Origin of the sequence: Enterobacter cloacae complex sp. 2015409 (assembly GCF_041365315.1) — a bacterium.
GTDB classification, from domain to species: Bacteria; Pseudomonadota; Gammaproteobacteria; order Enterobacterales; family Enterobacteriaceae; genus Enterobacter; species Enterobacter pseudoroggenkampii.
This window is the reverse complement of sequence record NZ_JBFTVM010000001.1, coordinates 1,107,251-1,130,473: the sequence shown is the minus strand read 5'-3', so window position 1 is coordinate 1,130,473 and position 23,223 is coordinate 1,107,251. Positions and strand designations below refer to the sequence as shown.

Genomic DNA, 23,223 nt, shown 5'->3' with positions numbered 1-23,223 from the left:
AAATGTGAACAGGCTGACGTATTCACCAAATTCATACCTGTCCGGTCAGCCAGTGCACCAAAAGTGAACTACGCTGCACAAATGTTGATCATTGGTTAACCAAATATTGCATGAAGTTTACTGCGCAGCGGGTTTTCACCCGCCTGTGAACATGGCACGCGTCATGCATTGTTAACCAGGTAACACATTTTCGGCCATTGACAGCCTGTTATCAGCGAGGCGGTATGACGACGAAACCTGAGATGTTGAGCCGTATCGAAGCGACGTTCAGCCAGCTGACCCCCAGCGAAAAGCGGGTCGGGAGCTGGCTGCTGGCGCACGCCGCGCAAATCCCGTTTGAAACGGCGGAGAGCGTCGGGCTGGCAAGCGGGACCAGCGGAATTACCGTCGGACGCTTCCTGCGCAAGCTGGGGTATCGCAACCTGGAGGATGCCAAAAAGAGCCTGCGCGATCCGTACCAGCCCTGGGGCATGAACGAGCGCCTCGACTCCTGGCAGCAGCAGCGCCCCCTGCCCAACCGCCTTCAGCATGCTCTGTCGCTGGAGGTGGATGCCATCACGCAGGTGTACCAGCTGGCACAAACGGATGCCTTTCGTCAGGTGGTGCACAACCTCGCCCACGCGGACGCGGTTTTTGTGCTGGGGATCCAGTCCACGCGCGGGATCGCCAATGCCTTCTTCAGCCACCTTGAATACCTCCGCCCGCGCGTGAGCTATTCGGAGGGCGCTTCCGGCAGCTGGGTTGAATCGCTGAACTCGGGGTTTTCACACCCTTATGTCGTGCTGACCGACACGCGCACCTACTCCACGATGGCCCGACAGTACTGCCGCGTCGCGAGCGAGAAAGGCATTCCGCTGGCCTTAATCACCGACATCTGGTGCCCGTGGGCGCGGGATTACCCGATTGATTTACTGCAGGTGAAAACCGATACCGGTCATTTCTGGGATTCACTTGCCCCCGTGAGCTGTCTGTTCAACCTGCTGCTGTCGGGCGTGGTGGAAGCGCTGGGTGAGGCGCTCCCGGCGCGTCTGGCGGTAAACCGACAATTACAACAAGAGTTTGGTCAATTCGAACGCTAAAGGAGCGGAGCTATGCCCGAAGAGAGTGAACTGATTGATGTGGCGAAGACGTTTCCCACGCTGCATATCGATCTGAAGTACGCCACCGCCGACAACATCACCGGCCGCCCGATCTATCAGGAGGCGCTGTGCCTGCTGCATACCGACGCGGCCACCGCCCTGGCAAAAGCCATCAGCATTGCCTCTCTGGCCGGTCTGAAGCTGGTGGTCTACGACGCCTATCGGCCGCAGCAGGCGCAGGCTCAGCTGTGGGATGCCTGTCCGAACCCGGAATACGTGGTCGACGTGGCGATTGGCTCCAATCACAGCCGCGGCACGGCCATCGACGTGACCCTGATGGATGAACATAACGCCGTGCTGGATATGGGGGCCGGTTTTGATGAAATGCATGACCGATCGCATCCGTATCACCCCTCCGTGCCGCCGCACGCCCAGCGCAACCGTCTGCTGTTGAACGCCATCATGTTTGGCGGCGGTTTTGTGGGTATCAGCAGCGAATGGTGGCACTTTGAACTGCCGAATGCCGCCAGCTACCCGCTGCTTGACGACCGTTTTGCCTGTTTTCCACTGACGCACACCCCTCTTTAAACCTGGAGCACTGCCATGAAAACATCGCTTATCTCGACGCTGATCGCCGCCACGCTGGCCCTGAGTGCCCCGCTGGCGCTGGCTGCCGTCCCGAAAGACATGCTGGCGATCGGCAAAGCCGCTGACCCACAAACGCTCGATCCGGCCATCACCATTGATAACAACGACTGGACCGTCACCTATCCGTCCTACCAGCGTCTGGTCAAGTACAAGCCAGGCTCTACCGAAGTGGAAGGCGATCTGTCGACGGGCTGGAAAGCCTCCGACGACCAGAAAGAGTGGACCTTTACCCTGGCGGATAACGCCAAATTCTCCGACGGCACACCGGTCACCGCCGAGGCGGTCAAACTCTCCTTTGAGCGCCTGCTGAAGCTCAGCCAGGGGCCGTCCGAAGCCTTCCCGAAAGATCTGAAAATTGATGCCGTTGATGAGCATACGGTGAAGTTCACCCTCAGCCAGCCGTTCGCGCCTTTCCTCTACACCCTGGCGAACGACGGCGCCTCCATCATTAACCCGACGGTGCTGAAGGCCAATGCCGCGGACGATGCGCGCGGCTATCTGGCGCAAAACACCGCCGGCTCCGGACCGTTTATGCTGAAGAGCTGGCAGAAAGGCCAGCAACTGGTGCTGGTGCCAAACCCCCACTGGCAGGGTGAGAAGCCACACTTCAAGCGCGTCTCGGTAAAAATTATCGGTGAGAGCGCATCGCGTCGTCTGCAGCTTTCCCGCGGTGACCTGGACATTGCCGACTCACTTCCAGTCGATCAGCTTGCGGCCCTGAAGCAGGAAGGGAAAGTGGCCGTCGCCGAATACCCGTCCCTGCGCGTGACTTACCTCTATCTCAACAACAGCAAAGCGCCGCTCAATCAGGTCGATTTACGCCGCGCGGTCTCCTGGGCGACGGACTATCAGGGGATGGTGAAAGGCATTCTGAGCGGCAACGGCAAGCAGATGCGCGGCCCGATCCCGGAAGGCATGTGGGGCTTTGACGCCACGGCCATGCAGTACAGCTTTGACGAGGCCAAAGCCAAAGCGGCGCTGGAGAAGGTTAAAGACAAGCCCGCCAGCCTGACCTTCCTCTACTCTGACAACGATCCGAACTGGGAGCCTATCGCCCTCTCGACGCAGGCCAGCCTTGGCAAGATCGGCATTAACGTCAAGCTGGAAAAACTGGCCAACGCCACCATGCGCGACCGCGTCGGAAAAGGCGATTACGACATTGCCATCGGCAACTGGAGCCCGGACTTTGCCGACCCGTACATGTTCATGAACTACTGGTTCGAATCGGACAAAAAAGGGCTGCCGGGCAACCGGTCGTTCTATGAGAACAAAGAGGTCGATTCCCTGCTGCAGGCGGCGCTGAAAACCACCGACCAGGCGGAACGCACCAAAGATTATCAGCAGGCGCAAAAGGTGGTCATCGACGAGGCGGCCTACGTTTATCTGTTCCAGAAGAACTACCAGCTGGCGATGAACAAAGAGGTCAAAGGCTTCACCTTTAATCCAATGCTCGAGCAGGTGTTCAACATCGCCACCATGAGTAAATAACGGTTCTCGCCGGGGGAAAGTGTATGACGTTCTGGAGCATCGTGCGCCAGCGCTGCTGGGGGTTACTCCTGGTGGTGGCCGGTGTCTGTATTATCACTTTTATTATTTCACACCTGATCCCCGGCGATCCGGCCCGTCTGCTGGCCGGCGATCGCGCCAGCGACGAAATCGTGCAGAACATCCGCCAGCAGTTAGGGCTGGATCAGCCGCTGTATATACAGTTTGGCCGCTACGTGGACGCCCTGGCCCACGGTGATTTAGGCACCTCCATCCGTACCGGGCGTCCGGTCGCTGAAGACCTGAAGGCCTTTTTCCCCGCCACGCTGGAGCTGGCCTTTTGTTCTCTGGTACTGGCGCTGGTCATCGGCGTGCCGCTGGGGATTTTGTCGGCGGTTTACCGCAACCGCTGGCTGGATCACCTGGTGCGTTTAATGGCGATGACCGGGATCTCCACCCCGGCCTTCTGGCTCGGTCTGGGCGTCATTGTGCTGTTCTACGGGCACCTGCAGATCCTGCCGGGCGGCGGCAGGCTGGACGACTGGCTCGACCCGCCTGCCCACGTCACCGGCTTTTATCTGCTGGACGCGCTGCTGGAAGGTAACGGAGAGGTCTTTTTCAATGCGCTGCAGCACCTGATTTTGCCCTCGCTGACGCTGGCGTTTGTTCACCTGGGCATCGTGGCGCGTCAGGTCCGTTCCGCGATGCTGGAGCAGCTTAGCGAGGACTATATCCGCACCGCGCGCGCCAGCGGCCTGCCCGGCTGGTATATCGTCCTGCGCTACGCCCTGCCAAATGCGATGATCCCGTCCATTACCGTGCTCGGGCTGGCGCTGGGCGATCTGCTGTACGGCGCCGTGCTGACCGAAACCGTCTTTGCCTGGCCGGGCATGGGCGCCTGGGTGGTGACCTCCATTCAGGCGCTCGATTTCCCTGCCGTGATGGGCTTTGCCGTCGTGGTTTCGCTAGCCTACGTGCTGGTTAATCTGGTGGTCGATCTGCTTTACCTGTGGATTGACCCGCGAATCGGGCGCGGAGGTGCCGAATGATGTTAACGCAGGAAACGCCCGTCCCGGTTAAAACCGCCAGACAACGCATCAACTGGGCAAAGCTGTTCTGGATGCTGCGTCAAAGCCCGCTCACGATCGTTGGCGGCGTCATTATGATGGCGATGCTCTTCCTGATGGTGACCTCACCCTGGATAGTCCCGCATGACCCGAACGCGCTGGATCTGACCGCCCGCCTGCAGGCGCCTTCTGCGCAGCACTGGTTTGGTACCGACGAGGTGGGCCGCGATCTGTTCAGCCGCGTGCTGACGGGCAGCCAGCAGTCGATTACCGCCGGGCTGGCGGTCGTGGTGATTGCGGGCGGCATTGGCTCGCTGCTGGGCTGTTTGTCCGGCGTACTGGGCGGGCGCGGCGACGCCATCATCATGCGGGTGATGGACATTATGCTCTCCATTCCCTCCCTGGTGCTGACCATGGCGCTGGCCGCAGCGCTCGGTCCGAGCCTGTTTAACGCCATGCTGGCGATTGCGATTGTCCGCATCCCGTTTTACGTTCGCCTGGCGCGCGGGCAAACCCTGGTGGTGCGCCAGTTTACCTACGTTCAGGCCGCCCGCACGTTTGGCGCGTCCCGCTGGCATTTGATCCGCTGGCATATCCTGCGCAACGCCCTGCCGCCGCTTATCGTGCAGGCGTCGCTGGACATCGGCAGCGCCATCCTGATGGCCGCCACGCTGGGGTTTATTGGCCTGGGGGCGCAGCAGCCGACCGCCGAATGGGGGGCGATGGTGGCCGTTGGCCGTAACTACGTTCTGGACCAGTGGTGGTACTGCGCGTTTCCCGGTGCGGCGATTTTGATAACCGCCGTGGGCTTTAACCTGTTTGGCGACGGTATCCGCGATCTGCTGGATCCGAAATCGGGAGGGAAACAGTGATGACCGACCCGGTACTCAAGATTGAAGACCTGCACCTGAGCTTCCCGATTTTTCGCGGCGAGGTCCACGCGCTGAACCACGTCTCGCTGGAGATCGGCAGGGGTGAAATTGTCGGCGTGGTGGGCGAATCCGGTTCGGGTAAGTCGGTGACCGCCATGCTCGCCATGCGCCTGCTGCCGGAGGGCAGCTACCGCATTCATCATGGTCAGGTGAAGTTACTCGGCGAAAACGTCCTGACGGCGTCCGAGAAGCAGCTTCGCCAGTGGCGCGGCGCAAAGGTCGCGATGATTTTTCAGGAGCCGATGACTGCCCTCAACCCGACGCGGCGAATTGGCAAACAGATGGTGGAGGTGATCCGCCAGCATCAGCCGCTTTCCCGGCATGAGGCACAGCAGAAGGCGATTACCCTGCTGGAAGAGATGCAAATCCCGGACGCGAAACAGGTCATGGCGCGCTATCCATTTGAGCTGTCCGGCGGGATGCGCCAGCGGGTGATGATCGCCCTTGCCTTCTCCTGCGAGCCGGAGCTGATTATCGCCGACGAACCGACCACCGCACTGGACGTCACCGTCCAGCTGCAGGTGTTGCGCCTGCTGAAGCACAAGGCGCGGGCCAGCGGCACCTCGGTGCTGTTTATCAGCCACGATATGGCCGTGGTGTCCCAGCTCTGCGACAGAATGTACGTGATGTATGCGGGCAGCGTGATCGAGAGCGGTGCCACGCAAACGCTGATCCATCAGCCTGTTCATCCCTATTCCATCGGCCTGCTGCAGTGCGCGCCGGAAAACGGCCAGCCGCGCGCCCCGCTTCCCGCCATCCCCGGCACGGTCCCCAACCTCAGCCAGCTTCCGCAGGGATGCGCGTTCCGCGAACGTTGCTTTGCCGCCGGGGCGAAATGCAGCGAAACGCCGCGCCTGCAGCCCCATGGCGCAGAAGGCCAACAGGCTGCCTGCTGGTATCCACAACGGGAGAAACACCATGTCTGATGTACTGCTGGAACTGGATAGCGTGCACGTGAATTTTGCGGCACGTAAAAACTGGCTGGGCCGCGTGACGGAACAGGTCCATGCGCTCAACGGGCTCGACCTTGAGATCCGTCGGGGAGAAACGCTTGGCATTGTCGGAGAATCCGGCTGCGGGAAAAGCACCCTGGCCCAGCTGCTGATGGGCATGCTTAAGCCCAGCACCGGCGCCTGCCAGCGGGCGCACCACGCGGGCGGCATGCAGATGGTGTTTCAGGATCCGCTCTCCTCGCTCGACCCGCGCCTGCCGGTCTGGCGCATCATCACCGAGCCGGTATGGGTGCAAAAGCGCAGCAGCGAGCGCGAGCGCCGTCAGCTGGCTGAAAACCTGGCGCTGCAGGTGGGCATTCGCCCGGAATATCTCGACCGGCTTCCGCACGCCTTCTCCGGCGGGCAGCGCCAGCGCATTGCCATCGCCCGGGCGCTCTCGTCCGATCCGGATATTATCGTGCTCGATGAACCCACCAGCGCGCTGGATATCTCCGTGCAGGCGCAAATCCTCAACCTGCTGGTGACCCTGCAACAGCAGCGTAATCTGACCTACGTGTTGATCTCACATAACGTCTCGGTGGTCAGGCACATGAGCGACCGCGTGGCGGTGATGTACCTTGGGCAGATTGTGGAGCTGGGTAGCGCCGCGCAGGTGCTTGGCGAGCCGCGCCATCCTTACACCCGTCTGCTGCTCGACTCTGTTCCCCGCACCGGTGAACCGCTGGATGAAAATCTGGCGTTACGCAAAACGGAGCTTCCCGGCAACCGTCATCTGCCCGAAGGCTGTTTTTTCCGCGACCGTTGTCCGATGGCAACGCAGGGGTGTGAGCGCCCCCAGCCGTTACAGCCCTCACGCGAGGGTCGTAACGTCCGCTGCTGGCGCAGTCTGGATTAGATTTGGGCCATCCCGCCGTCCACGAACAGCTCGGTGGCGTTAATAAAGCTGGCCGCGTCGGAGGCCAGAAACGCCACCGCTTTACCCACCTCACCCGGCGCGCCTAAACGGCCGAGCGGCATCTGAGCGGCCAGCGCGTCGTACAGCCCCTGACGATGTTCTTCCGGCACCAGATCGCCGAGACCAGGGGTTTTGATCGGGCCCGGGCTTACCACGTTGACGCGGATCCCACGGCCCTGCAAATCCAGCGCCCAGGAGCGGGCAAAGTTGCGCACGGCGGCTTTGCTGGCACTGTAGACGCTGAAGTTGGCCGTCCCCTTAATGGACACCGTCGAGCCGGTCAGAATAATCGAGGATCCGGCGGACAGCAGCGGCAGCGCCTTCTGTACCGTAAACAGCACCCCGCGGACGTTGGTGCCGAAAATCCGGTCAAACTGCTCTTCGGTTATCGCGCCCAGCGGCAGCATATCGCCGCCACCCGCATTGGCGAAAAGAATATCGAGGCGGCCTTCTTCTTTGGCTATCCGGGCATAGACCTCGTCCAGGTCCGCCAGTTTTGACACGTCAGCGCGAATGCCCACTGCTGTTGAAGCGATTTCAGCCACCGCCGCGTCCAGCTCGGCCTGACGTCGTCCGGTGATGTACACCTTCGCGCCCTGGGCCGCCAGCTCCTGCGCCGTGGCAAGACCGATGCCGGTGCTGCCGCCGGTGACCAGTGCGATTTTTCCTGAGAGAGTCGTGTTCATGTCATTTACCTTTTATTGGGTTTGCGTTGGACAAACTTTAGCCCTTGCGGGATTAGTGAAAAACCGGCAAAAATGAAAATGACTATTCACACACAGAAATAATCAGGGGAGCCTAATGGACCAGCTCATGGCGATGCGCGCTTTTACCCGGGTGGTGGAAACCGGCAGCTTTACCCGCGCGGCGGACTCGCTGAACATGCCCATCGCCACCCTGAGCAAGCTGGTGAAATCGCTTGAGGCGCATCTGGAGATACGACTCCTGCACCGGACGACTCGTCGGGTGGTCGCGACGCCGGAAGGGATGGAATACTATGAAAAAGCGCTCAGGGTGCTGATTGATATCGAAGATATCGACACCGCGTTTCGCGTTTCCCGCGCGACGCCCAAAGGGCATTTGCGGGTTGACGTGGGCGGCTCCACCGCCCGGGACGTTCTTATCCCTCGGCTTCCGGATTTTATGCAGCGTTATCCGGAAATCCGCATCGATCTTGGGGTAGCCGATCGTCCGGTGGATCTTATCAGCGGTAACGTAGACTGCGTCATCCGCGGCGGCCCGCTGAACGACTCGACCCTCATCGCCCGCCATATTGGCAACGCCGAAATGGTCACCTGCGCGACGCCGGGTTACCTGAAAAACCATGGCGTTCCGGCCTATCCGCAGGAGCTGTGCAACGGCCACAAGCTTATCAGCTACCTTTCGCCCGTCACCGGGCGGGCATTTCCGTTTCGCTTCAGAAAAAACGGCGAGGCGCTGGAAATCAATATTCCGCATTATCTCGGCGTAAACGAAAGTAATGCTCACCTGGCGGCGGCTGCGGCGGGGCTGGGCATTGTGCAGACATTTGAGTATTCGGCAAACGCGTATTTACAGGCGGGTACGCTGACGGCGATCCTGAGCGACTGGCGCCCTGCCGCCTATCCGTTTCATGTGGTTTACCCTCAGAACCGGCATCTGACGCACCGTCTTAAGGTGTTTATTGCGTGGCTGGCGGAGGTGTTTCCCGCCGCGCTGAAGGGTAGCCGGGCGTAAACCCGGCTGTGGCTTAGTTAAGTTTATAGTCCAGCGTAATCTCAGCCTTCAGGAGCTGCGATACCGGACAGCCCGCTTTGGCTTTCTGAATAATACCGTCGAACTGCTGCGGGGCGATGCCGGGAACGGTCACCTTGCTTTTCAGGGCAACCTTCGTAATAGCAAAGCCGCCGTCGGTCTTATCCAGAGAGACGTCCGCAGTGGTATCAATAGAGTCAGCGGTATAACCCGCTTCGCCGAGCATCAGCGACAGCGCCATCGAAAAACAGGCCGCATGTGCCGCGCCGATCAGCTCTTCCGGGTTGGTCCCCTTTTCACCCTCAAAGCGGGTGTTAAAGCCATAAGGCTGCTGATTGAGAACGCCGCTCTCGGTGGAAACCGTTCCTTTTCCGCGCTTAATGTCGCCAGACCAGTGTGCCGAACCGTGCTTATGAATAGTCATTCTTGCTCTCCTTTTGGCTTACAAAGGGTTAAGTATAGAAGGCTGTCCGGATTCTGCGGGCAAGACAGACGAGTCTTAGTCACTGAGTAAATGGTGCGCCAGTGCGTCGAGGAACACCCGCAGCGCGGCAGGCTGGTATTCCCGGGACTGATAAATGCCATGGATGGCCAGCGGTTTCGGCTCCAGCGTCTCCAGTACCGGCACCAGTATTCCCTGCGCCAGCGCGGTTCGCGCCTCACGCTCCGGCAGCATGGCGATACCGCAGTGCTTAACCGCCGCGTCCATCAGCAGCGAAGAGATGCTGGCGCTCAGGTTGCCGCTGACGGCCACGCTCAGGCTTTCGCCTTCCGGCGTCAGGAAGTGCCAGGACTGCCCGGCAAAAAAGCTGTAGTGCAGGCAGTTATGCTGGGCTAACTCTTCGGGACTGACGGGAATACCGTGTTGTGCCAGATACTCCGGCGAAGCGCAGAGCACCGAGCGACACTCCCCCAGCCTGCGGGCAATCATGCCGGGTTCGGGGTTGTCGGTAATGCGCACGGCGACATCAATGCGCTCTCCCACCAGGCTCACCGGATGGTTGTTCACATCCAGTTCGATGCGCAGCTGCGGGTAGCGCGAGAGCAGACCGGGCAGCACCGGCGCAATCAGGTGCATCGCGGTAAAGTGCGCGCAGGCCACCCGCAGGGTACCTGACGGGAGATCTTTCTCTGACTGGCCTTCAATTTCCTGCGAGATCTGCGAAAGCGTCCGCGTTTTTTGCAGCACCTTTTCCCCTGCTGCGGTCAGCGTCAGCTTGCGCGTGGAGCGGTTTACCAGACGCGTCCCCGCCCACTTTTCCATCTGTTCAAGGTAGCGGCTCACCATCGGTCGGGAAATACCCAGCGCGCGGGCCGCCGCGCTCAAACTTCCCAGCTCGCATATCCGGTTGTAAACCTGAGCGGCAATAACGCGATCCATATCAACTCCATCTGCTCGATTTATGAAACTAAGCATGTCCTGTTTCAGGAATTCTGGCAAATGCGAATATCCGTACAATAGAGACATTCCTGAACAACAGAGACAACAGCATGAAATTCACCCACATAGCCCTGCTTTCCACGCTTTTCACTCCGGCTGTTTTTGCCGCGCCGTTGAGCATTGATACCTATAACCCGCAGGAGAAAGGCATTTTCGCGGTCTCCTCCACGCTGGTTTCCGGCCCGAAAGAGGCTGTGCTGTTTGACGCGCAGTTCAGCGTGAAGGATGGCGAAGCGCTGGTAGAGAAAATTCGTCAAAGCGGTAAGACCCTGAACAAGATTGTGATCACCTCCGGCGATCCGGATTTCTATTTTGGCCTGCAGCCGCTGGTCAAAGCCTTCCCGAACGCCAAAGTGGTGGCCACGCAGCACGTGGTTGACCACATCAAGGCCACCAAAGACGCCAAGCTCGCCTTCTGGGGTCCGCAGATGAAAGACGGCGCGCCAACGGAGCTGGTCGTCCCGCAGGTGCTCGCCTCCACCACGTTTATGGTGGACGGGGAAAAGATCGATATCGAAGAGCCTGACAGCTACGCGGCCTATGTGTGGATCCCGTCAGCGAAAACCATCCTCGGCGGCACCGGGGTAGCCTGGGGGATCCACGTCTGGACGGCTGACACCCAGACGGCGGCAAGCCGTAAGCAGTGGCAGGAAACGCTGGTAAATATGGCGGCGCACAAACCCGAGCGCGTGATCCCGGGTCACTATCTGGGTACCCCGCCAGCCGGCGCGGGTGCGATTGATTTTACCCGTGACTATCTGCAGCGCTTTGAAAAGGCCTTATCCGTTCATAAAGATTCTGCAGTCGTCATCAGCACCCTGAAAAAACAGTATCCGAACCTGGCTGAAGAGAGCTCGCTGGAATTAAGCGCCAAGGTGAATACCGGCGAAATGAAGTGGTAATGTAAACTCTGCTCCTGCTATATTTTCGTGATAGCAGGAGCACCGTTATAATATCCTCTCAACGCCACTTCAATTTACCCCCCCACATTTCAAAAGCACACAAAAGCATACACTTATGTCATTTTTATTTCTAAGATGAATCTGAGCCACAACCGGGAAAATATTTGCCATTCTGTTTATGAATTAAATTTTTTGCGAGCCGTACCATTAAACAGACAACGACACGGAGGCAGCATGTTTACTTATTACCCGGCTAATACCGCAGCAGCACAACCTGAACTCGTTAACGCGATTGCGCAGGGTCTTCACGCCGAGCACGGTGCTGTGACTGAAGATGACATTTTGATGGAACTGACCAGGTGGGTGGAATCCACAGATAATGACATCCTCAGTGACATCTACCAGCAAACTATTAACTACGTTGTCAGCGGGCAAAACGCACCTTTGTAAAAACCTGCTAAGCTGGATCAGCAACCTAAGGGGTTACATTTCGTTTGCGTAAGCAAACTGGTCCTTAAAACTATCAACAGGATTGAGGAGTTAACATGAAATCGAACCGTCAGGCACGCCATATTCTGGGACTGAACTACAAGCTTTCTAATCAGCGTAAAGTGGTGATTGAAGGCGACCATGAAACGCAGGTCACTCACGCCACCGGCAGAAAACGCCACGCGGGCAAGTAAGTTCCAGACTGAGATCCAGAACACCATCGGTAATCCCGGTGGTGTTTTTGTTTATGTGTTGCGGTAATTAATATTTAGCTCCTTTATAATACCGCCTGACCGCCTCCCAGCGCACAGGCCAGAAAGATGACAAACAGCAGTGTCAGGGACGGATCTTCATAAAAAGAGTGAGTGACATGGACAACAAACTGAAAAAACATCGTTCCTTATACATCCCATACGCCGGACCGGTTTTACTCGAATTCCCCCTGCTCAACAAAGGCAGCGCCTTCAGCATGGAAGAGCGCAGCAGCTTTAACCTGCTTGGCCTGCTGCCGGAAGTGGTTGAGACCATTGAAGAACAGGCGGAGCGCGCGTGGATCCAGTATCAGGGTTTCAAAACTGAAATCGACAAACACATCTACCTGCGTAACATTCAGGACACCAATGAAACCCTCTTCTATCGCCTGGTGCAGAACCATCTCGAAGAGATGATGCCGGTGATCTACACCCCGACGGTGGGTGCGGCGTGCGAGCGTTTCTCAGAGATCTACCGACGCTCCCGCGGGGTATTCATCTCTTATCAGAACCGTCACAACATGGACGATATTCTGCAGAACGTGCCGAACCACAATATCAAAGTGATTGTGGTGACCGACGGCGAACGTATTCTCGGCCTCGGCGACCAGGGCATTGGCGGGATGGGGATCCCAATCGGTAAGCTCTCTCTCTACACCGCCTGCGGCGGCATCAGCCCGGCGTATACCCTGCCGGTGGTGCTGGACGTTGGCACCAACAACCAGCAGTTGCTCAACGATCCGCTCTATATGGGCTGGCGCCACCCGCGCATTACCGACGATGAGTACTATCAGTTTGTCGACGATTTCATTCAGGCCGTGAAGCACCGCTGGCCGGACGTTCTGCTGCAGTTTGAAGACTTCGCGCAGAAAAACGCGATGCCGCTGCTGAACCGCTATCGCGATGAGATCTGCTCTTTTAACGATGACATCCAGGGCACCGCATCGGTGACCGTGGGTACGCTTATCGCCGCCAGTCGTGCAGCCGGCAGCCAGCTGAGCTACCAGAAAATCGTCTTCCTGGGCGCAGGCTCTGCGGGCTGCGGTATTGCCGAGCAGATTATCGCCCAGACGCAGCGCGAAGGGTTAAGCGAAGAGCTGGCCCGCTCCCGCGTCTTTATGGTTGACCGTTTCGGCCTGCTGACCGACGGTATGCCAAACCTGCTGCCGTTCCAGACCAAGCTGGTGCAGAAACGCGAAAACCTGAAAAACTGGGATACCGACAACGAAGTCCTTTCCCTGCTGGACGTGGTGCGCAACGTGAAGCCGGATATTCTGATCGGCGTTTCCGGGCAAACCGGTCTCTTTACCGAAGAGATCATTCGCGAGATGCACAAGCACTGTGAGCGCCCTATCGTGATGCCGCTGTCTAACCCGACTTCCCGCGTGGAAGCGACGCCGCAGGACATCATCGCGTGGACCGAAGGTAACGCGCTGGTCGCGACCGGCAGCCCGTTCGATCCGGTGGTGTGGAAGGATAAAACCTATCCGATTGCCCAGTGCAACAACTCGTACATCTTCCCGGGTATTGGTCTGGGGGTGATCGCCTCCGGCGCGTCCCGCATTACCGACGAAATGCTGATGTCGGCGAGCGAAACCCTTGCGGGTTACTCTCCGCTGGTCAATGACGGAGAAGGGCTGGTGCTGCCGGAGCTGAAGGACATTCACAAGGTGTCGCGCGCCATCGCGTTTGCGGTAGGTAAAATGGCGCAGCAGCAGGGCGTGGCGGTGAAAACCTCTGCCGACGCGCTGCAGCAGGCCATCGACGACAACTTCTGGAAGCCTGAATACCGTAGCTATCGCCGTACGTCGATTTAATTCGCTCCGCCCGGTGGCGCTTCGCTTACCGGGCCTACGGGCTGGCTGTTTTCCCTCTCCCTGTGGGAGAGGGTCAGGGTGAGGGCACCAGACCGCACCATCGAATACCCACTAGCCAAACCCCTTTTCCCCCGCTACACTCCCTTCATCCATTAACCCACTGAATATATAAGGAGGCCAATTATGCTGTACTGTGAAATTTTCAATGTTTCACATACATTTGGTGATCGCACCAGCTCAAGCGTTATCGGTATCGTGCTGCGATAACTTCTGCTTGAGCGAAGACACCAACCCCTGAAATCCCTTCTCTCGGGCTTACTGAGTTATCGTCAGCGATGTTTGACGAGGCATGAACATGCCTGTAACTCTTGGGTAAGCAACAATGAGCACTTTACTCACTGCACAATCTTTACGCGTTGATACGGCGTTTGGCACGCTCTTCGACTCACTCTCCTTTACGCTGAAAAAAGGCGACCGCATTGGCCTGCTGGGCGACAACGGCTGCGGCAAAAGTACGCTGCTGAAGGTGCTGGACGGCACGGACTCCCCTGCCGCCGGAACGGTGGCACTGGCCGGGCACTGCCTGATGGCGCGCGTGGAGCAACATCTCCCGGACGCTATTTTTCCGCTGACCATGCTGGATGCCGTCCTGGCCCAGTTGCCCTCAACTGAACGGGACAGTCTGCGCTGGAAAGCCGAAACGCTGCTGGCAAGCATGGGCTTCACGCCGCAGGATATGATGCTGCAATCCGCCACGCTGAGCGGTGGACAGCACACCCGCCTGCTGCTGGCGCGGGCGCTGATTCACGAGCCGGATCTGCTCCTGCTGGATGAACCCAGCAACCACCTGGACCTGCCGACCATGCTCTGGCTGGAACACTTCCTACAGAACTGGTCGGGCAGCTTTGTGCTGGTCTCACATGACAGACAGCTGCTGGATGCCGTCACCAACGGCAGCTGGATCCTGCGCGATAAAACGCTGCACTACTTCGCCCTTCCCTGCACGGCCGCCCGCAAGGCGCTTGAAGCAAAGGATGAAAGCGATGCCCAGCGCCACAAGGCGGAGCAAAAGGAGATTGACCGCGTGACCGCCAGCGCGAAGCGGCTGGCGACCTGGGGCAAGGTTTACGACAACGAAGACCTGGCCCGCAAAGCCAAACAGATGGAAAAACAGGTCGAACGGCTGAAGGAGAGCCAGACGGCGCTCACGGCAGGCAGCCAGTGGACGTTAACCCTGCGCGGCGACGCGCTGCGGGCTGACCGTCTGCTGGAGATGGAAAACCTCAGCGTCCCGCCTGCGCCCGGGCTACCGCCGCTGTTTAACATCGACATGGCGCGGCTGAAAAGCGGCGATCGCGTAGCGATTGTCGGGCGTAACGGCTGCGGCAAATCGTCGCTGATGAGGCTTATCTGGCAACAATTTGCTGATGAGTCCGCAGACAGCGGGTTGAAAATCCATCCGCGCGTGTCGCCAGGTTATTACGACCAGACGCTTCATCAGCTGCCGGATGACGCCACGCTGCTCGACGCGCTGGAGCCTTTCGCGCCGGATCCGCAGAACCGCAAAATGGCCCTGATAAGCGCCGGTTTCCCGTGGGCGCGTCACGGGCAAACGGTCAGCACGCTCAGCGGCGGCGAACGCTCGCGCCTGCTGTTCGTAGGCCTGACGCTTGCCCGCTATAGCCTGCTGATGCTGGATGAGCCGACCAACCACCTCGACATGGAAGGCAAAGAGGCGCTGGCGCAAACCCTTCAGCAGTTTGAAGGCGGCGTGCTGCTGGTCAGCCACGATCGTCAGCTAATTAGCCAAAGCTGCAACCGTTTCTGGCTGATTGAAGAGGGAAAGCTGAGCGAGTGGCACGATGCAGAAGCGGTGTTTGAGCGTCTGCGTGAAAGCGCGGGGCTTATGACATCCGCTGCGCCCGCTGTCGCCGCGACGATTCAATCCTCGCCGTATGACGATCTGCTGGAGCGGCTGGTCGCGCTGGAAACGCTGCTGGAAGACGATCTGGCGCGTAAGCCGAAGCATCAAAAGCCGCAGCTACAGGCGCAATGGCGTAAAGAGATAGAGGAGATAGAAGCACAGCTGTAAGTCTGCGCCCGGCGAGCATCTCGCCGGGCCAGAATTTTCCCCCTTAATTATTAGAGGAACGCCGTATTCTTAATCTGAAATCGAATCAAATGATGACATTATGTTGCCGCAGCCTTGCATTACCAGGCTAATGTATTAATCCTTAAGAGGTACTACACCTGCTATGCAGATTCTTATCATGAACAAGGAGATACACATGAAGGCTGCTGTTGTCACTCAGGATCACCAGGTCAACGTTACCGAAAAAACCTTACGCCCGCTAAAGCACGGGGAAGCCCTGCTGAAGATGGAGTGCTGTGGCGTATGCCATACCGACCTCCACGTGAAGAACGGTGATTTCGGCGATAAAACCGGGGTTATCCTGGGCCATGAAGGGATTGGTATCGTAAAAGAAGTCGGCCCTGGCGTGAAGTCGCTGAAAGTCGGCGACCGCGCAAGCGTGGCCTGGTTCTTTGAAGGCTGTGGCCACTGCGAATACTGTAATACCGGCAACGAAACCCTGTGCCGTGACGTGAAAAACGCCGGTTACTCCGTTGACGGCGGGATGGCGGAAGAGTGCATCGTCACCGCAGATTACGCGGTAAAAGTACCGGACGGTCTGGATTCGGCGGCGGCCAGCAGCATCACCTGCGCTGGCGTCACCACCTATAAAGCAGTGAAGGTGTCGGGTATTAAACCGGGCCAGTGGATTGCGATTTACGGTCTGGGCGGGCTGGGCAACCTCGCGCTGCAGTACGCCAAAAACGTCTTTAACGCCAAAGTCATCGCCCTTGACGTTAACGACGAACAGCTGAAGCTGGCGGCCAGCATGGGTGCGGATCTCACCATCAACTCCCGCAGCGAAGATGCCGCTAAAATTGTGCAGGAGAAAACCGGAGGCGCGCATGCCGCAGTCGTCACTGCCGTCGCAAAAGCCGCCTTCAACTCAGCCGTTGATGCCGTGCGTGCCGGTGGCCGCGTGGTGGCCGTTGGCCTGCCGCCGGAAGCGATGAGCCTCGACATTCCGCGCCTGGTGCTGGACGGCATTCAGGTGGTGGGTTCGCTCGTCGGTACCCGTCAGGATCTGCAGGAAGCCTTCCAGTTCGCCGCTGAAGGCAAGGTCGTGCCGAAAGTCACGATGCGCCCGATCGAGGACATCAACGCCATCTTTAAAGAGATGGAACAGGGCCAGATCCGCGGCCGTATGGTGATTGACCTGCGTTCATAATCACCCACCGTTCAATTACCGCTCCTGACAGGGGCGGTTTTTTTATAGCCATTTTCCGGCAATCCTTATCTTAATTCCTTTGTTCCCTTGTTTTCCCCCGCGCCCGATGATGAATCCGACGCTAACAAGAAGATAACAAAGGAATTCACCATGCAAACCCCATTTCGTCTGCCGCTGCTGACGGCGCTGATTCTGACGACAACCGCAGCCTGGTCCGCGGATGCGCCCGTCAAAGGCGGCACGCTGATTTATCTGGAGCAACAGGCGCACACCAACCTCTATCCGCCTGCCGGTGGCTTTTACCCGAACGGCGGCATTCTGAACCAGATCACCGACAAACTGACGTGGCAGAACCCAAAGACGCTGCAGGTGGAACCGTGGGTAGCCGAAAGCTGGACCACCAACGCCGATAAAACCGAATACACCTTTAAAATTCGCCCCGGCATCACCTTCTCCGACGGCACGCCGCTGGACGCCAACGCCGTAGCAAAAAACTTTGATACCTACGGCTTAGGTAACAAGGCGCAGCGACTGCCGGTGTCAGAAGTGATCAATAACTACGATCGCAGCGAAGTGGTCGATCCGCTGACCGTGAAGTTCTACTTCAAAAAACCGTCGCCTGGGTTCCTGCAGGGCACCGCCACAATCGGGTCGGGCCTGGTCTCGCTCAGCACGCTGAAGCGCAACTTTGAAGAGCTGGGTGACGCCCGGCATATCATTGGCTCTGGCCCGTTTGTGGTGAAGGACGAGAAGCTGGGTCGCGAAGTGACGCTGGAAGCGCGTAAGGACTACCAGTGGGGGCCCAAAAATCTGGCGCAGCAGGGGCCAGCCAATCTTGACGGCATCAAGTTTATCGTGACTCAGGAAGACAGCGTGCGCGTCGGCGCCCTGCTGGCCGGTCAGGCCGACTTTATTCGCCAGGTGCAGGCGTATGACGAAAAGCAGGCGACAGACCAGGGCTATAAAATCTACGCCGCCCCGACGCGCGGGGTGAATGACAGCATCAGCTTCCGCCCGGATAACCCGCTGGTCTCTGATATTCGCGTACGCCAGGCGCTGCTGCATGCCACCAATGCAAAGCAGGTGGTCGAGACCCTCTTCTCGGCCAACTATCCGCAGGCGAAGTCGGTGATTGCCGATTCCGCCGCTGGCTTTGTCGATCTCAGCGATAAATTGACCTTTGACCCGGCTAAAGCCAACCAGCTGCTGGACGAGGCGGGCTGGAAAGCGGGTGGCGACGGGATCCGCGCTAAAGACGGCCAGCGGCTGGCACTGACGGTGTATGAATCCCTGCCGCAGCCACAAAATAAAGAGGTGCTGCAGCTGGTTGCCCAGCAGTGGCGACAGGTGGGCGTGGCGCTGAGCGTTAAAGCCGGTGACGCAGGCAGCCGCACGCTGGATAACCTTGATCCGCTGAAAACCCCGTTAACCGTCTCCGAAGTTGGCCGCGCCGATCCGGACGTGGTGAAAAGCATGTTCTACCCCGCTAACCGCGACGCGCTGCTGCAAAAAGGCGGCTCCAGCGACAAGGTCAAAAGCTTCCGTGACGACAAGCTGAATGAACTGCTGGTGAACATTTCTGCTGAAGTCGATCCGAAAAAACGCCTGCAGCTGACCGGCGATGCCCAGCGCTACCTGCTGGATAACGCCTACGTCATTCCAATTTTCGAAGAGCCGCAGGTCTTTGCCGGTGCGCCGTGGCTGAAAGGCGTCAATTTTGAAGCGGTCGGCCGCCCGTCGTTCTACGGCGCGTGGATTGAGAAACACTGAGGAGCTGACGATGCGCCACGCACTTCTTCAACGCTTTGGGCACGGGCTGCTGGTACTGTGGGCCGCCTTTACCCTCTCGTTCGTGTTGCTCCAGGTGCTGCCGGGCGACGCGGTGCTGATTAAATTTCAGAACCCGGACCTGGGCTTGAGCCCGGCGCAAATCGAGGAGATGCGCGTGGCCTATGGCGCGGACAGCCCGCTGTGGCAGCAATACGGCCATACGCTGCTGGCGATGCTGCGCGGGGATTTCGGCTATTCGTTACAGGCAGGGGTGCCGGTCAGCGAGCTGATTGCCAGCAATCTGCCGGAAACCCTGAGCCTCGCCCTGCCCGCGTTTGTACTCGCAGTCCTGCTGGCGTTTGCGCTGGCCTTTGCATCGCGCCTGCCGGGTTTGCGCTGGCTGAGTAATACCCTGCAGTCGCTGCCGGTCCTGTTTATCTCTTTACCGACGTTCTGGCTGGGGATTGCCCTCATCCAGCTCTTTTCTTTCCAGCTGCGGCTGATTCCGGTGATTAACCCGACGCCGCTGCAGGGGCTGATCCTGCCGATTGTGACCGTCGCGATCCCGATTTCCGCCCCGCTGGCGCAAATTCTGATGCGCAGCCTGGACCAGGTGGCGACGCAGCCGTTTGTCGCCGTCGCCCGGGCCAAAGGGCTGAGTGAAACCGCCGTCCTGTGGCGTCACGTTACCGGCAACGCCCTGCTGCCGGTCCTGAATATTGCCGGATTGCTGCTGGGCGAGCTGATTGCCGGGGCGCTGATCACGGAAACCGTTTTTGGCCGCAGCGGGCTCGGGCAGCTGACCCAGCAGGCGGTGAATAACCAGGACATCGCCGTGCTTCAGGCGGTCGTGATGATTTCCGCCCTCGGTTTTGTCCTGATCAATCTGCTGGTGGATCTGCTGATGCCTCTGCTGGATCCCCGCCTGCAAACCGTTACCGGAGGTGCATCATGAGTCTGGTCGATTACGCTGCCGCCGCGCGAAAACGCGTTCCAGCGTGGCAGGGAGTGGAATGGCAGCCCGGACTGTGGCTGGCATGGGCGGTGATTATTCTCGCCGTTTTTGCCGCCGTGGCGCCCGGCCTGTTAACCCACTACAGCCCGATTGAGGGCATCGCCGGCGCACAGCGCCTGGCGCCTCAGGCGGGCCACTGGCTCGGCACCGATCAGCTTGGCCGCGATGTTTACACCCGTATTGTCTACGGTGCGTCCCACTCCCTGAGCGCGGCGCTCGCTGCCGTCACGATGGGGCTGGTGGTGGGCACCGGTCTGGGGGTCATCGCCGGGGCGTTCGCCGGACGCGTCGAGTCTCTGCTGATGCGTTTTGTCGACGTGCTGTTGTCCATCCCGTCTCTGCTGCTCTCGCTGACGGTCATTATTCTGCTCGGGTTTGGCACCGTTAACGCCGCGATTGCCGTGGGCGTTGCCTCCATTGCCAGCTTCGCCCGCCTCGCGCGCGGTGAAGTGGTGCGCATCCGGCACACGGATTATGTCGAGGCGGCGTTTGGCAGCGGCGGGACGTTTTTCGCCGTGCTGTGGCGACACATCCTGCCCAACGCGTTAACCGCCGTCCTCGCCTTTGCCACGCTGCAGTTTGGTCAGGCCATCCTGGCGCTCTCCACGCTGAGTTTTCTCGGTTACGGCACCCCGCCGCCCGTGCCGGAATGGGGCTTATTGATTGCCGAAGGCCGTAACTATCTCTCTACCGCCTGGTGGTTAACCACCTTCCCCGGCGTCGTCGTCATCGCCGTGGTGCTGGCCACCAATCGTATCAGCCAACAGTTCAGCGGAGGTCGCTAATGACCGTTCTCTCAGTGGAAAATTTGACGATCAGCTACCGCACCGCACGCCAGTGGAGAGAGGTGGTGCATAACGTCAGCTTCACGCTCGGGCGAGGGGAAATGCTGGCGTTTGTCGGTGAATCCGGATCCGGCAAAACGACCACGGCACAGGCAATCATTGGCCTGCTGGCGGATAACGCCCGGCGCGATGCGGGAAAAATCGTGCTCAACGGCGAGGAGATTAGCCGGTGGTCCGCTAAGCGTCTCGATACCCTTCGCGGGGCGCGAATTAGCCTGGTTCCGCAGGATCCGGGTAATTCGCTCAACCCGGTGAAGACCATCGGCGCGCAGGTCGGAGAGATTATTCAGCTACACCAGAAAGTGACCCGCGCCGAGCGCGACGAGCAGGTGCTCACCCTGCTGACAAAGGTCGGCCTGAGCCACCCCGAACAGCGCATGACGCAGTATCCCCATCAGCTCTCCGGCGGGATGAAACAGCGCGTGTTGATTGCCATCGCCATTGCCCTGCGCCCGGACGTAATCGTTGCCGATGAGCCCACCAGCGCGCTGGACGTGACGGTGCAAAAACGCATTCTCGATCTGCTGGATATCCTGCGGCGGGAATCGGGCACTGCCGTTCTGTTTGTCACCCACGATCTGGCCCTGGCCGCCCAGCGCGCGGACAGGCTGCTGGTTTTTCGCGATGGCGAAATTCAGGAGCAAGGCAGCACCGTCGATATTGTCCGTACGCCGCAGCACGCCTACACCCGTCAGCTGCTGAGCGATCTCCAGGGCCAGCGCCTGACCATTGCCCCGGTATCAGGTCTTCCGCTCGCGTCACCGGCCATTCGCGCCCGCGCCATCAGCAAACGATTCTCGCTGGGCAAAGGTCATCAGCTTCAGGCGCTGGATCGGGTGACGTTTGACGTCAGGCGCGGCAGTACGCATGCGCTGGTCGGTGAATCCGGCTCCGGGAAGACCACCCTCGCCCGTATTTTGCTGGGTTTTGAACAGGCCGACAGCGGACAGGTCATTATTGATGATATTGATGCCACCACGCTCAGCCGCGAGGCCCGTCGTCAGCTGCGCCAGAAGATCCAGTTTGTCTACCAGAACCCGTTTGCCTCTCTCGACCCGCGTCAGACGCTGTTTGACATCATCGAAGAGCCCCTGAAGAACTTTTCTCGCCTCGGTAAGGCGGAGCGAAAGGTTCGGGTGGAGACCGTGGCCCAGCGGGTTGCCCTGCCCGTCGAACTCCTGGGCCGCACCGCCAGGGAACTTTCAGGCGGACAGCGTCAGCGCGTGGCCATCGCCCGGGCGCTGATCCTCGAGCCGACCATTCTGGTGCTGGACGAAGCCACCTCGGCGCTGGACGTCACCGTGCAGGCGCAGATTCTGGCTCTGCTTCAGCAGTTGCAGCAGCAGCTGGGATTAACCTACCTGTTCATCACGCACGATCTGTCTACCGTCCGCCGGATCGCCCACAGCGTCACGGTGCTGCGCAGCGGTCAGGTGGTCGAACAGGGCGACGTCGGAACCTTATTCGCATCTCCGCAGAACGATTATACCCGCGAGCTGATTGACGCCATTCCCCATTTTTCACCCGCTACGGAGGAGTTCGCATGACGCGAAAACGCCTGGGATTTTTCACCCGCCTGCTTGACGACGCCACGCCGAAGGAGCGCTATCGTCTGGCAACTGAACAGATCCGCCACGCCGAACGCCACGGTTTTGACAGCGCCTGGATTGCGCAGCACCACTTTCACGAAACTGAAGGCGGACTGCCTTCGCCGCTGCTGTTTCTGGCGCACGTAGCGGCACATACCGAAACCATTCGGCTGGGGACGGCCATCATTACCCTGCCGATGGAAAACCCGCTGCGCGTGGCGGAAGACGCCGCGGTTCTGGATTTACTCGCCGATGGACGTCTCGAAGTCGGTTTTGGTTCGGGCGGCACGCCGACCTCTTTCCTGCCGTTCGGACTGACGTTTGAACAGCGCGGCGCGGCCTTTGCCGACCATCTGCATGTGATCCAGAGCGCCTGGCGCGGGGATTCGCTCACCCATCCGGATAACCACCTTTACCCGCCTGCGCCACAGCTTGCCGACCGTATCTGGATTGCCACCTTTTCGGTCGACGGTGCCGTTCGCGCCGCGCGGGCCGGACACGGTTTAATGCTCTCCCGCACGCAGCCGCGCCCGGCAGACCAGTTGGATTTAACGCTCGACGCGATCCAGAACCCTATTGTGGATGCCTACCTTGAGGCGCTGCCCGCGGGCATCGCACCGCGCATTCTGGCTTCCCGTACGGCATTCGTCGCCGACAGCGACGACTATGCGCTCAAGGTCGCCACACCGGGTCTGACGAAACAAGCCCAGCAGCATCGCGCCGCCGGGCACGCGGTTAAAGGTGACACCGTCACCGATTTTCGTCACCAGTTCGACGCCCATATCGGTTCGCCCGAGACGGTGCTGCGCTCGCTGCAGGCCGATTCCGTTCTCCGGCGCGCCACGGACATCTCATTCCAGGTCCATTCGGTCGAGCCCACCCATCGAGACACCCTGCGCTCCATCGAACTGATCGCTGAACATATTGCCCCCCATATACGTTGAGGAGATAC

The 23,223-nt window shown here is 59.3% G+C and carries 22 protein-coding genes; 19 read left to right on the top strand and 3 right to left on the bottom strand.

The features are described from left to right. The first annotated feature begins 224 nt into the window (after positions 1-224). From ACDO57_RS05360 to ACDO57_RS05330, 7 genes are read left to right on the top strand one after another with little or no spacing between them, the layout of a single operon-like run. Positions 225-1,079: a MurR/RpiR family transcriptional regulator gene (locus ACDO57_RS05360; RefSeq protein ID WP_024909539.1), complete on the top strand. Its 855-nt coding sequence runs from the start codon at positions 225-227 to the stop codon at positions 1,077-1,079. Between the two features lie 12 nt (positions 1,080-1,091). Then, entirely contained in the window at positions 1,092-1,667 is a 576-nt protein-coding gene (gene ddpX / locus ACDO57_RS05355) for a D-alanyl-D-alanine dipeptidase (protein WP_024909540.1), read from the top strand. A 15-nt stretch (positions 1,668-1,682) separates the two neighbouring features. Then, entirely contained in the window at positions 1,683-3,215 is a 1,533-nt protein-coding gene (locus tag ACDO57_RS05350; RefSeq protein WP_024909541.1) for an ABC transporter substrate-binding protein, read from the top strand. A gap of 23 nt (positions 3,216-3,238) precedes the next feature. Then, positions 3,239-4,261 carry an ABC transporter permease gene (locus ACDO57_RS05345; protein ID WP_024909542.1) on the top strand — a complete coding sequence of 341 codons (1,023 nt, stop codon included), beginning with the start codon at positions 3,239-3,241 and terminating at the stop codon, positions 4,259-4,261. Further along, positions 4,258-5,151 (top strand): D,D-dipeptide ABC transporter permease, encoded by an 894-nt coding sequence (gene ddpC, locus ACDO57_RS05340; protein WP_157189223.1) that lies wholly within the window; start codon positions 4,258-4,260, stop codon positions 5,149-5,151. The genes ACDO57_RS05345 and ddpC overlap by 4 nt, the downstream gene beginning before the upstream one ends. Then, on the top strand, positions 5,151-6,137 hold the full coding sequence (locus ACDO57_RS05335) for an ABC transporter ATP-binding protein (RefSeq protein ID WP_370883626.1): 987 nt from the start codon (positions 5,151-5,153) through the stop codon (positions 6,135-6,137). The genes ddpC and ACDO57_RS05335 overlap by 1 nt, the downstream gene beginning before the upstream one ends. After that, positions 6,130-7,059 (top strand): ABC transporter ATP-binding protein, encoded by a 930-nt coding sequence (locus ACDO57_RS05330; RefSeq protein ID WP_267216420.1) that lies wholly within the window; start codon positions 6,130-6,132, stop codon positions 7,057-7,059. Before ACDO57_RS05335 ends, ACDO57_RS05330 begins: the two co-directional genes overlap by 8 nt. On the opposite strand, the gene ACDO57_RS05325 is transcribed toward ACDO57_RS05330, so the two are convergent. Continuing rightward, the gene (locus tag ACDO57_RS05325; RefSeq protein ID WP_370883625.1) at positions 7,056-7,805 is read right to left on the bottom strand and encodes an SDR family NAD(P)-dependent oxidoreductase; all 750 of its coding nucleotides are present in this window, start codon (positions 7,803-7,805) and stop codon (positions 7,056-7,058) included. The two genes, ACDO57_RS05330 and ACDO57_RS05325, sit on opposite strands and share 4 nt — an antisense overlap. 115 nt (positions 7,806-7,920) lie before the next feature. Here ACDO57_RS05325 and ACDO57_RS05320 point away from each other — a divergent pair, with 115 nt between their 5' ends. Further along, positions 7,921-8,835 (top strand): LysR family transcriptional regulator, encoded by a 915-nt coding sequence (locus ACDO57_RS05320; RefSeq protein ID WP_048992330.1) that lies wholly within the window; start codon positions 7,921-7,923, stop codon positions 8,833-8,835. A 13-nt stretch (positions 8,836-8,848) separates the two neighbouring features. Here ACDO57_RS05320 and ACDO57_RS05315 read toward each other — a convergent pair whose 3' ends face one another. Then, on the bottom strand, positions 8,849-9,277 hold the full coding sequence (locus ACDO57_RS05315; RefSeq protein WP_023311893.1) for an OsmC family protein: 429 nt from the start codon (positions 9,275-9,277) through the stop codon (positions 8,849-8,851). A gap of 75 nt (positions 9,278-9,352) precedes the next feature. After that, positions 9,353-10,234 carry a LysR family transcriptional regulator gene (locus tag ACDO57_RS05310; RefSeq protein ID WP_262789572.1) on the bottom strand — a complete coding sequence of 294 codons (882 nt, stop codon included), beginning with the start codon at positions 10,232-10,234 and terminating at the stop codon, positions 9,353-9,355. Positions 10,235-10,344: 110 nt separating this feature from the next. On the opposite strand from ACDO57_RS05310, the gene ACDO57_RS05305 reads away from it, so the two are divergent. The 11 genes from ACDO57_RS05305 to ACDO57_RS05255 all read left to right on the top strand — a co-directional run bounded on the left by ACDO57_RS05305 (position 10,345) and on the right by ACDO57_RS05255 (position 23,215). Next, complete coding sequence (locus ACDO57_RS05305) at positions 10,345-11,196, top strand: Vmh family MBL fold metallo-hydrolase (protein ID WP_370883624.1); 852 nt, start codon at positions 10,345-10,347, stop codon at positions 11,194-11,196. 234 nt (positions 11,197-11,430) lie between these two features. Next, on the top strand, positions 11,431-11,646 hold the full coding sequence (bdm, locus tag ACDO57_RS05300) for a biofilm-dependent modulation protein (RefSeq protein WP_008501713.1): 216 nt from the start codon (positions 11,431-11,433) through the stop codon (positions 11,644-11,646). Between the two features lie 95 nt (positions 11,647-11,741). Then, complete coding sequence (gene sra, locus ACDO57_RS05295) at positions 11,742-11,879, top strand: stationary-phase-induced ribosome-associated protein (protein ID WP_008501714.1); 138 nt, start codon at positions 11,742-11,744, stop codon at positions 11,877-11,879. A gap of 176 nt (positions 11,880-12,055) precedes the next feature. Next, positions 12,056-13,753: an NAD-dependent malic enzyme gene (locus ACDO57_RS05290; RefSeq protein ID WP_024909550.1), complete on the top strand. Its 1,698-nt coding sequence runs from the start codon at positions 12,056-12,058 to the stop codon at positions 13,751-13,753. A 382-nt stretch (positions 13,754-14,135) separates the two neighbouring features. Next, on the top strand, positions 14,136-15,845 hold the full coding sequence (locus ACDO57_RS05285; RefSeq protein WP_370883623.1) for an ABC-F family ATP-binding cassette domain-containing protein: 1,710 nt from the start codon (positions 14,136-14,138) through the stop codon (positions 15,843-15,845). A gap of 196 nt (positions 15,846-16,041) precedes the next feature. Beyond that, positions 16,042-17,052 carry an alcohol dehydrogenase AdhP gene (gene adhP / locus ACDO57_RS05280; protein ID WP_032647362.1) on the top strand — a complete coding sequence of 337 codons (1,011 nt, stop codon included), beginning with the start codon at positions 16,042-16,044 and terminating at the stop codon, positions 17,050-17,052. A gap of 150 nt (positions 17,053-17,202) precedes the next feature. Beyond that, entirely contained in the window at positions 17,203-18,822 is a 1,620-nt protein-coding gene (locus ACDO57_RS05275) for a TIGR04028 family ABC transporter substrate-binding protein (RefSeq protein ID WP_248164737.1), read from the top strand. 10 nt (positions 18,823-18,832) lie between these two features. Next, on the top strand, positions 18,833-19,777 hold the full coding sequence (locus tag ACDO57_RS05270) for an ABC transporter permease (protein ID WP_208762903.1): 945 nt from the start codon (positions 18,833-18,835) through the stop codon (positions 19,775-19,777). Further along, positions 19,774-20,622, top strand: coding sequence for an ABC transporter permease (locus ACDO57_RS05265; protein ID WP_248271974.1), 849 nt, complete (start codon positions 19,774-19,776; stop codon positions 20,620-20,622). The genes ACDO57_RS05270 and ACDO57_RS05265 overlap by 4 nt, the downstream gene beginning before the upstream one ends. Next, positions 20,622-22,229, top strand: coding sequence for a dipeptide ABC transporter ATP-binding protein (locus ACDO57_RS05260; RefSeq protein WP_370883622.1), 1,608 nt, complete (start codon positions 20,622-20,624; stop codon positions 22,227-22,229). Before ACDO57_RS05265 ends, ACDO57_RS05260 begins: the two co-directional genes overlap by 1 nt. Continuing rightward, entirely contained in the window at positions 22,226-23,215 is a 990-nt protein-coding gene (locus tag ACDO57_RS05255) for a putative FMN-dependent luciferase-like monooxygenase (RefSeq protein WP_048992319.1), read from the top strand. Before ACDO57_RS05260 ends, ACDO57_RS05255 begins: the two co-directional genes overlap by 4 nt. Positions 23,216-23,223 lie beyond the last annotated feature (8 nt).

Bases quoted from the DNA above. Each gene is read 5' to 3' on its own strand.
- ACDO57_RS05360 (WP_024909539.1), top strand. From the start codon at position 225: ATGACGACGAAACCTGAGATGTTGAGCCGTATCGAAGCGACGTTCAGC.
- ddpX (WP_024909540.1), top strand. From the start codon at position 1,092: ATGCCCGAAGAGAGTGAACTGATTGATGTGGCGAAGACGTTTCCCACG.
- ACDO57_RS05350 (WP_024909541.1), top strand. From the start codon at position 1,683: ATGAAAACATCGCTTATCTCGACGCTGATCGCCGCCACGCTGGCCCTG.
- ACDO57_RS05345 (WP_024909542.1), top strand. From the start codon at position 3,239: ATGACGTTCTGGAGCATCGTGCGCCAGCGCTGCTGGGGGTTACTCCTG.
- ddpC (WP_157189223.1), top strand. From the start codon at position 4,258: ATGATGTTAACGCAGGAAACGCCCGTCCCGGTTAAAACCGCCAGACAA.
- ACDO57_RS05335 (WP_370883626.1), top strand. From the start codon at position 5,151: ATGACCGACCCGGTACTCAAGATTGAAGACCTGCACCTGAGCTTCCCG.
- ACDO57_RS05330 (WP_267216420.1), top strand. From the start codon at position 6,130: ATGTCTGATGTACTGCTGGAACTGGATAGCGTGCACGTGAATTTTGCG.
- ACDO57_RS05325 (WP_370883625.1), bottom strand. From the start codon at position 7,805: ATGAACACGACTCTCTCAGGAAAAATCGCACTGGTCACCGGCGGCAGC.
- ACDO57_RS05320 (WP_048992330.1), top strand. From the start codon at position 7,921: ATGGACCAGCTCATGGCGATGCGCGCTTTTACCCGGGTGGTGGAAACC.
- ACDO57_RS05315 (WP_023311893.1), bottom strand. From the start codon at position 9,277: ATGACTATTCATAAGCACGGTTCGGCACACTGGTCTGGCGACATTAAG.
- ACDO57_RS05310 (WP_262789572.1), bottom strand. From the start codon at position 10,234: ATGGATCGCGTTATTGCCGCTCAGGTTTACAACCGGATATGCGAGCTG.
- ACDO57_RS05305 (WP_370883624.1), top strand. From the start codon at position 10,345: ATGAAATTCACCCACATAGCCCTGCTTTCCACGCTTTTCACTCCGGCT.
- bdm (WP_008501713.1), top strand. From the start codon at position 11,431: ATGTTTACTTATTACCCGGCTAATACCGCAGCAGCACAACCTGAACTC.
- sra (WP_008501714.1), top strand. From the start codon at position 11,742: ATGAAATCGAACCGTCAGGCACGCCATATTCTGGGACTGAACTACAAG.
- ACDO57_RS05290 (WP_024909550.1), top strand. From the start codon at position 12,056: ATGGACAACAAACTGAAAAAACATCGTTCCTTATACATCCCATACGCC.
- ACDO57_RS05285 (WP_370883623.1), top strand. From the start codon at position 14,136: ATGAGCACTTTACTCACTGCACAATCTTTACGCGTTGATACGGCGTTT.
- adhP (WP_032647362.1), top strand. From the start codon at position 16,042: ATGAAGGCTGCTGTTGTCACTCAGGATCACCAGGTCAACGTTACCGAA.
- ACDO57_RS05275 (WP_248164737.1), top strand. From the start codon at position 17,203: ATGCAAACCCCATTTCGTCTGCCGCTGCTGACGGCGCTGATTCTGACG.
- ACDO57_RS05270 (WP_208762903.1), top strand. From the start codon at position 18,833: ATGCGCCACGCACTTCTTCAACGCTTTGGGCACGGGCTGCTGGTACTG.
- ACDO57_RS05265 (WP_248271974.1), top strand. From the start codon at position 19,774: ATGAGTCTGGTCGATTACGCTGCCGCCGCGCGAAAACGCGTTCCAGCG.
- ACDO57_RS05260 (WP_370883622.1), top strand. From the start codon at position 20,622: ATGACCGTTCTCTCAGTGGAAAATTTGACGATCAGCTACCGCACCGCA.
- ACDO57_RS05255 (WP_048992319.1), top strand. From the start codon at position 22,226: ATGACGCGAAAACGCCTGGGATTTTTCACCCGCCTGCTTGACGACGCC.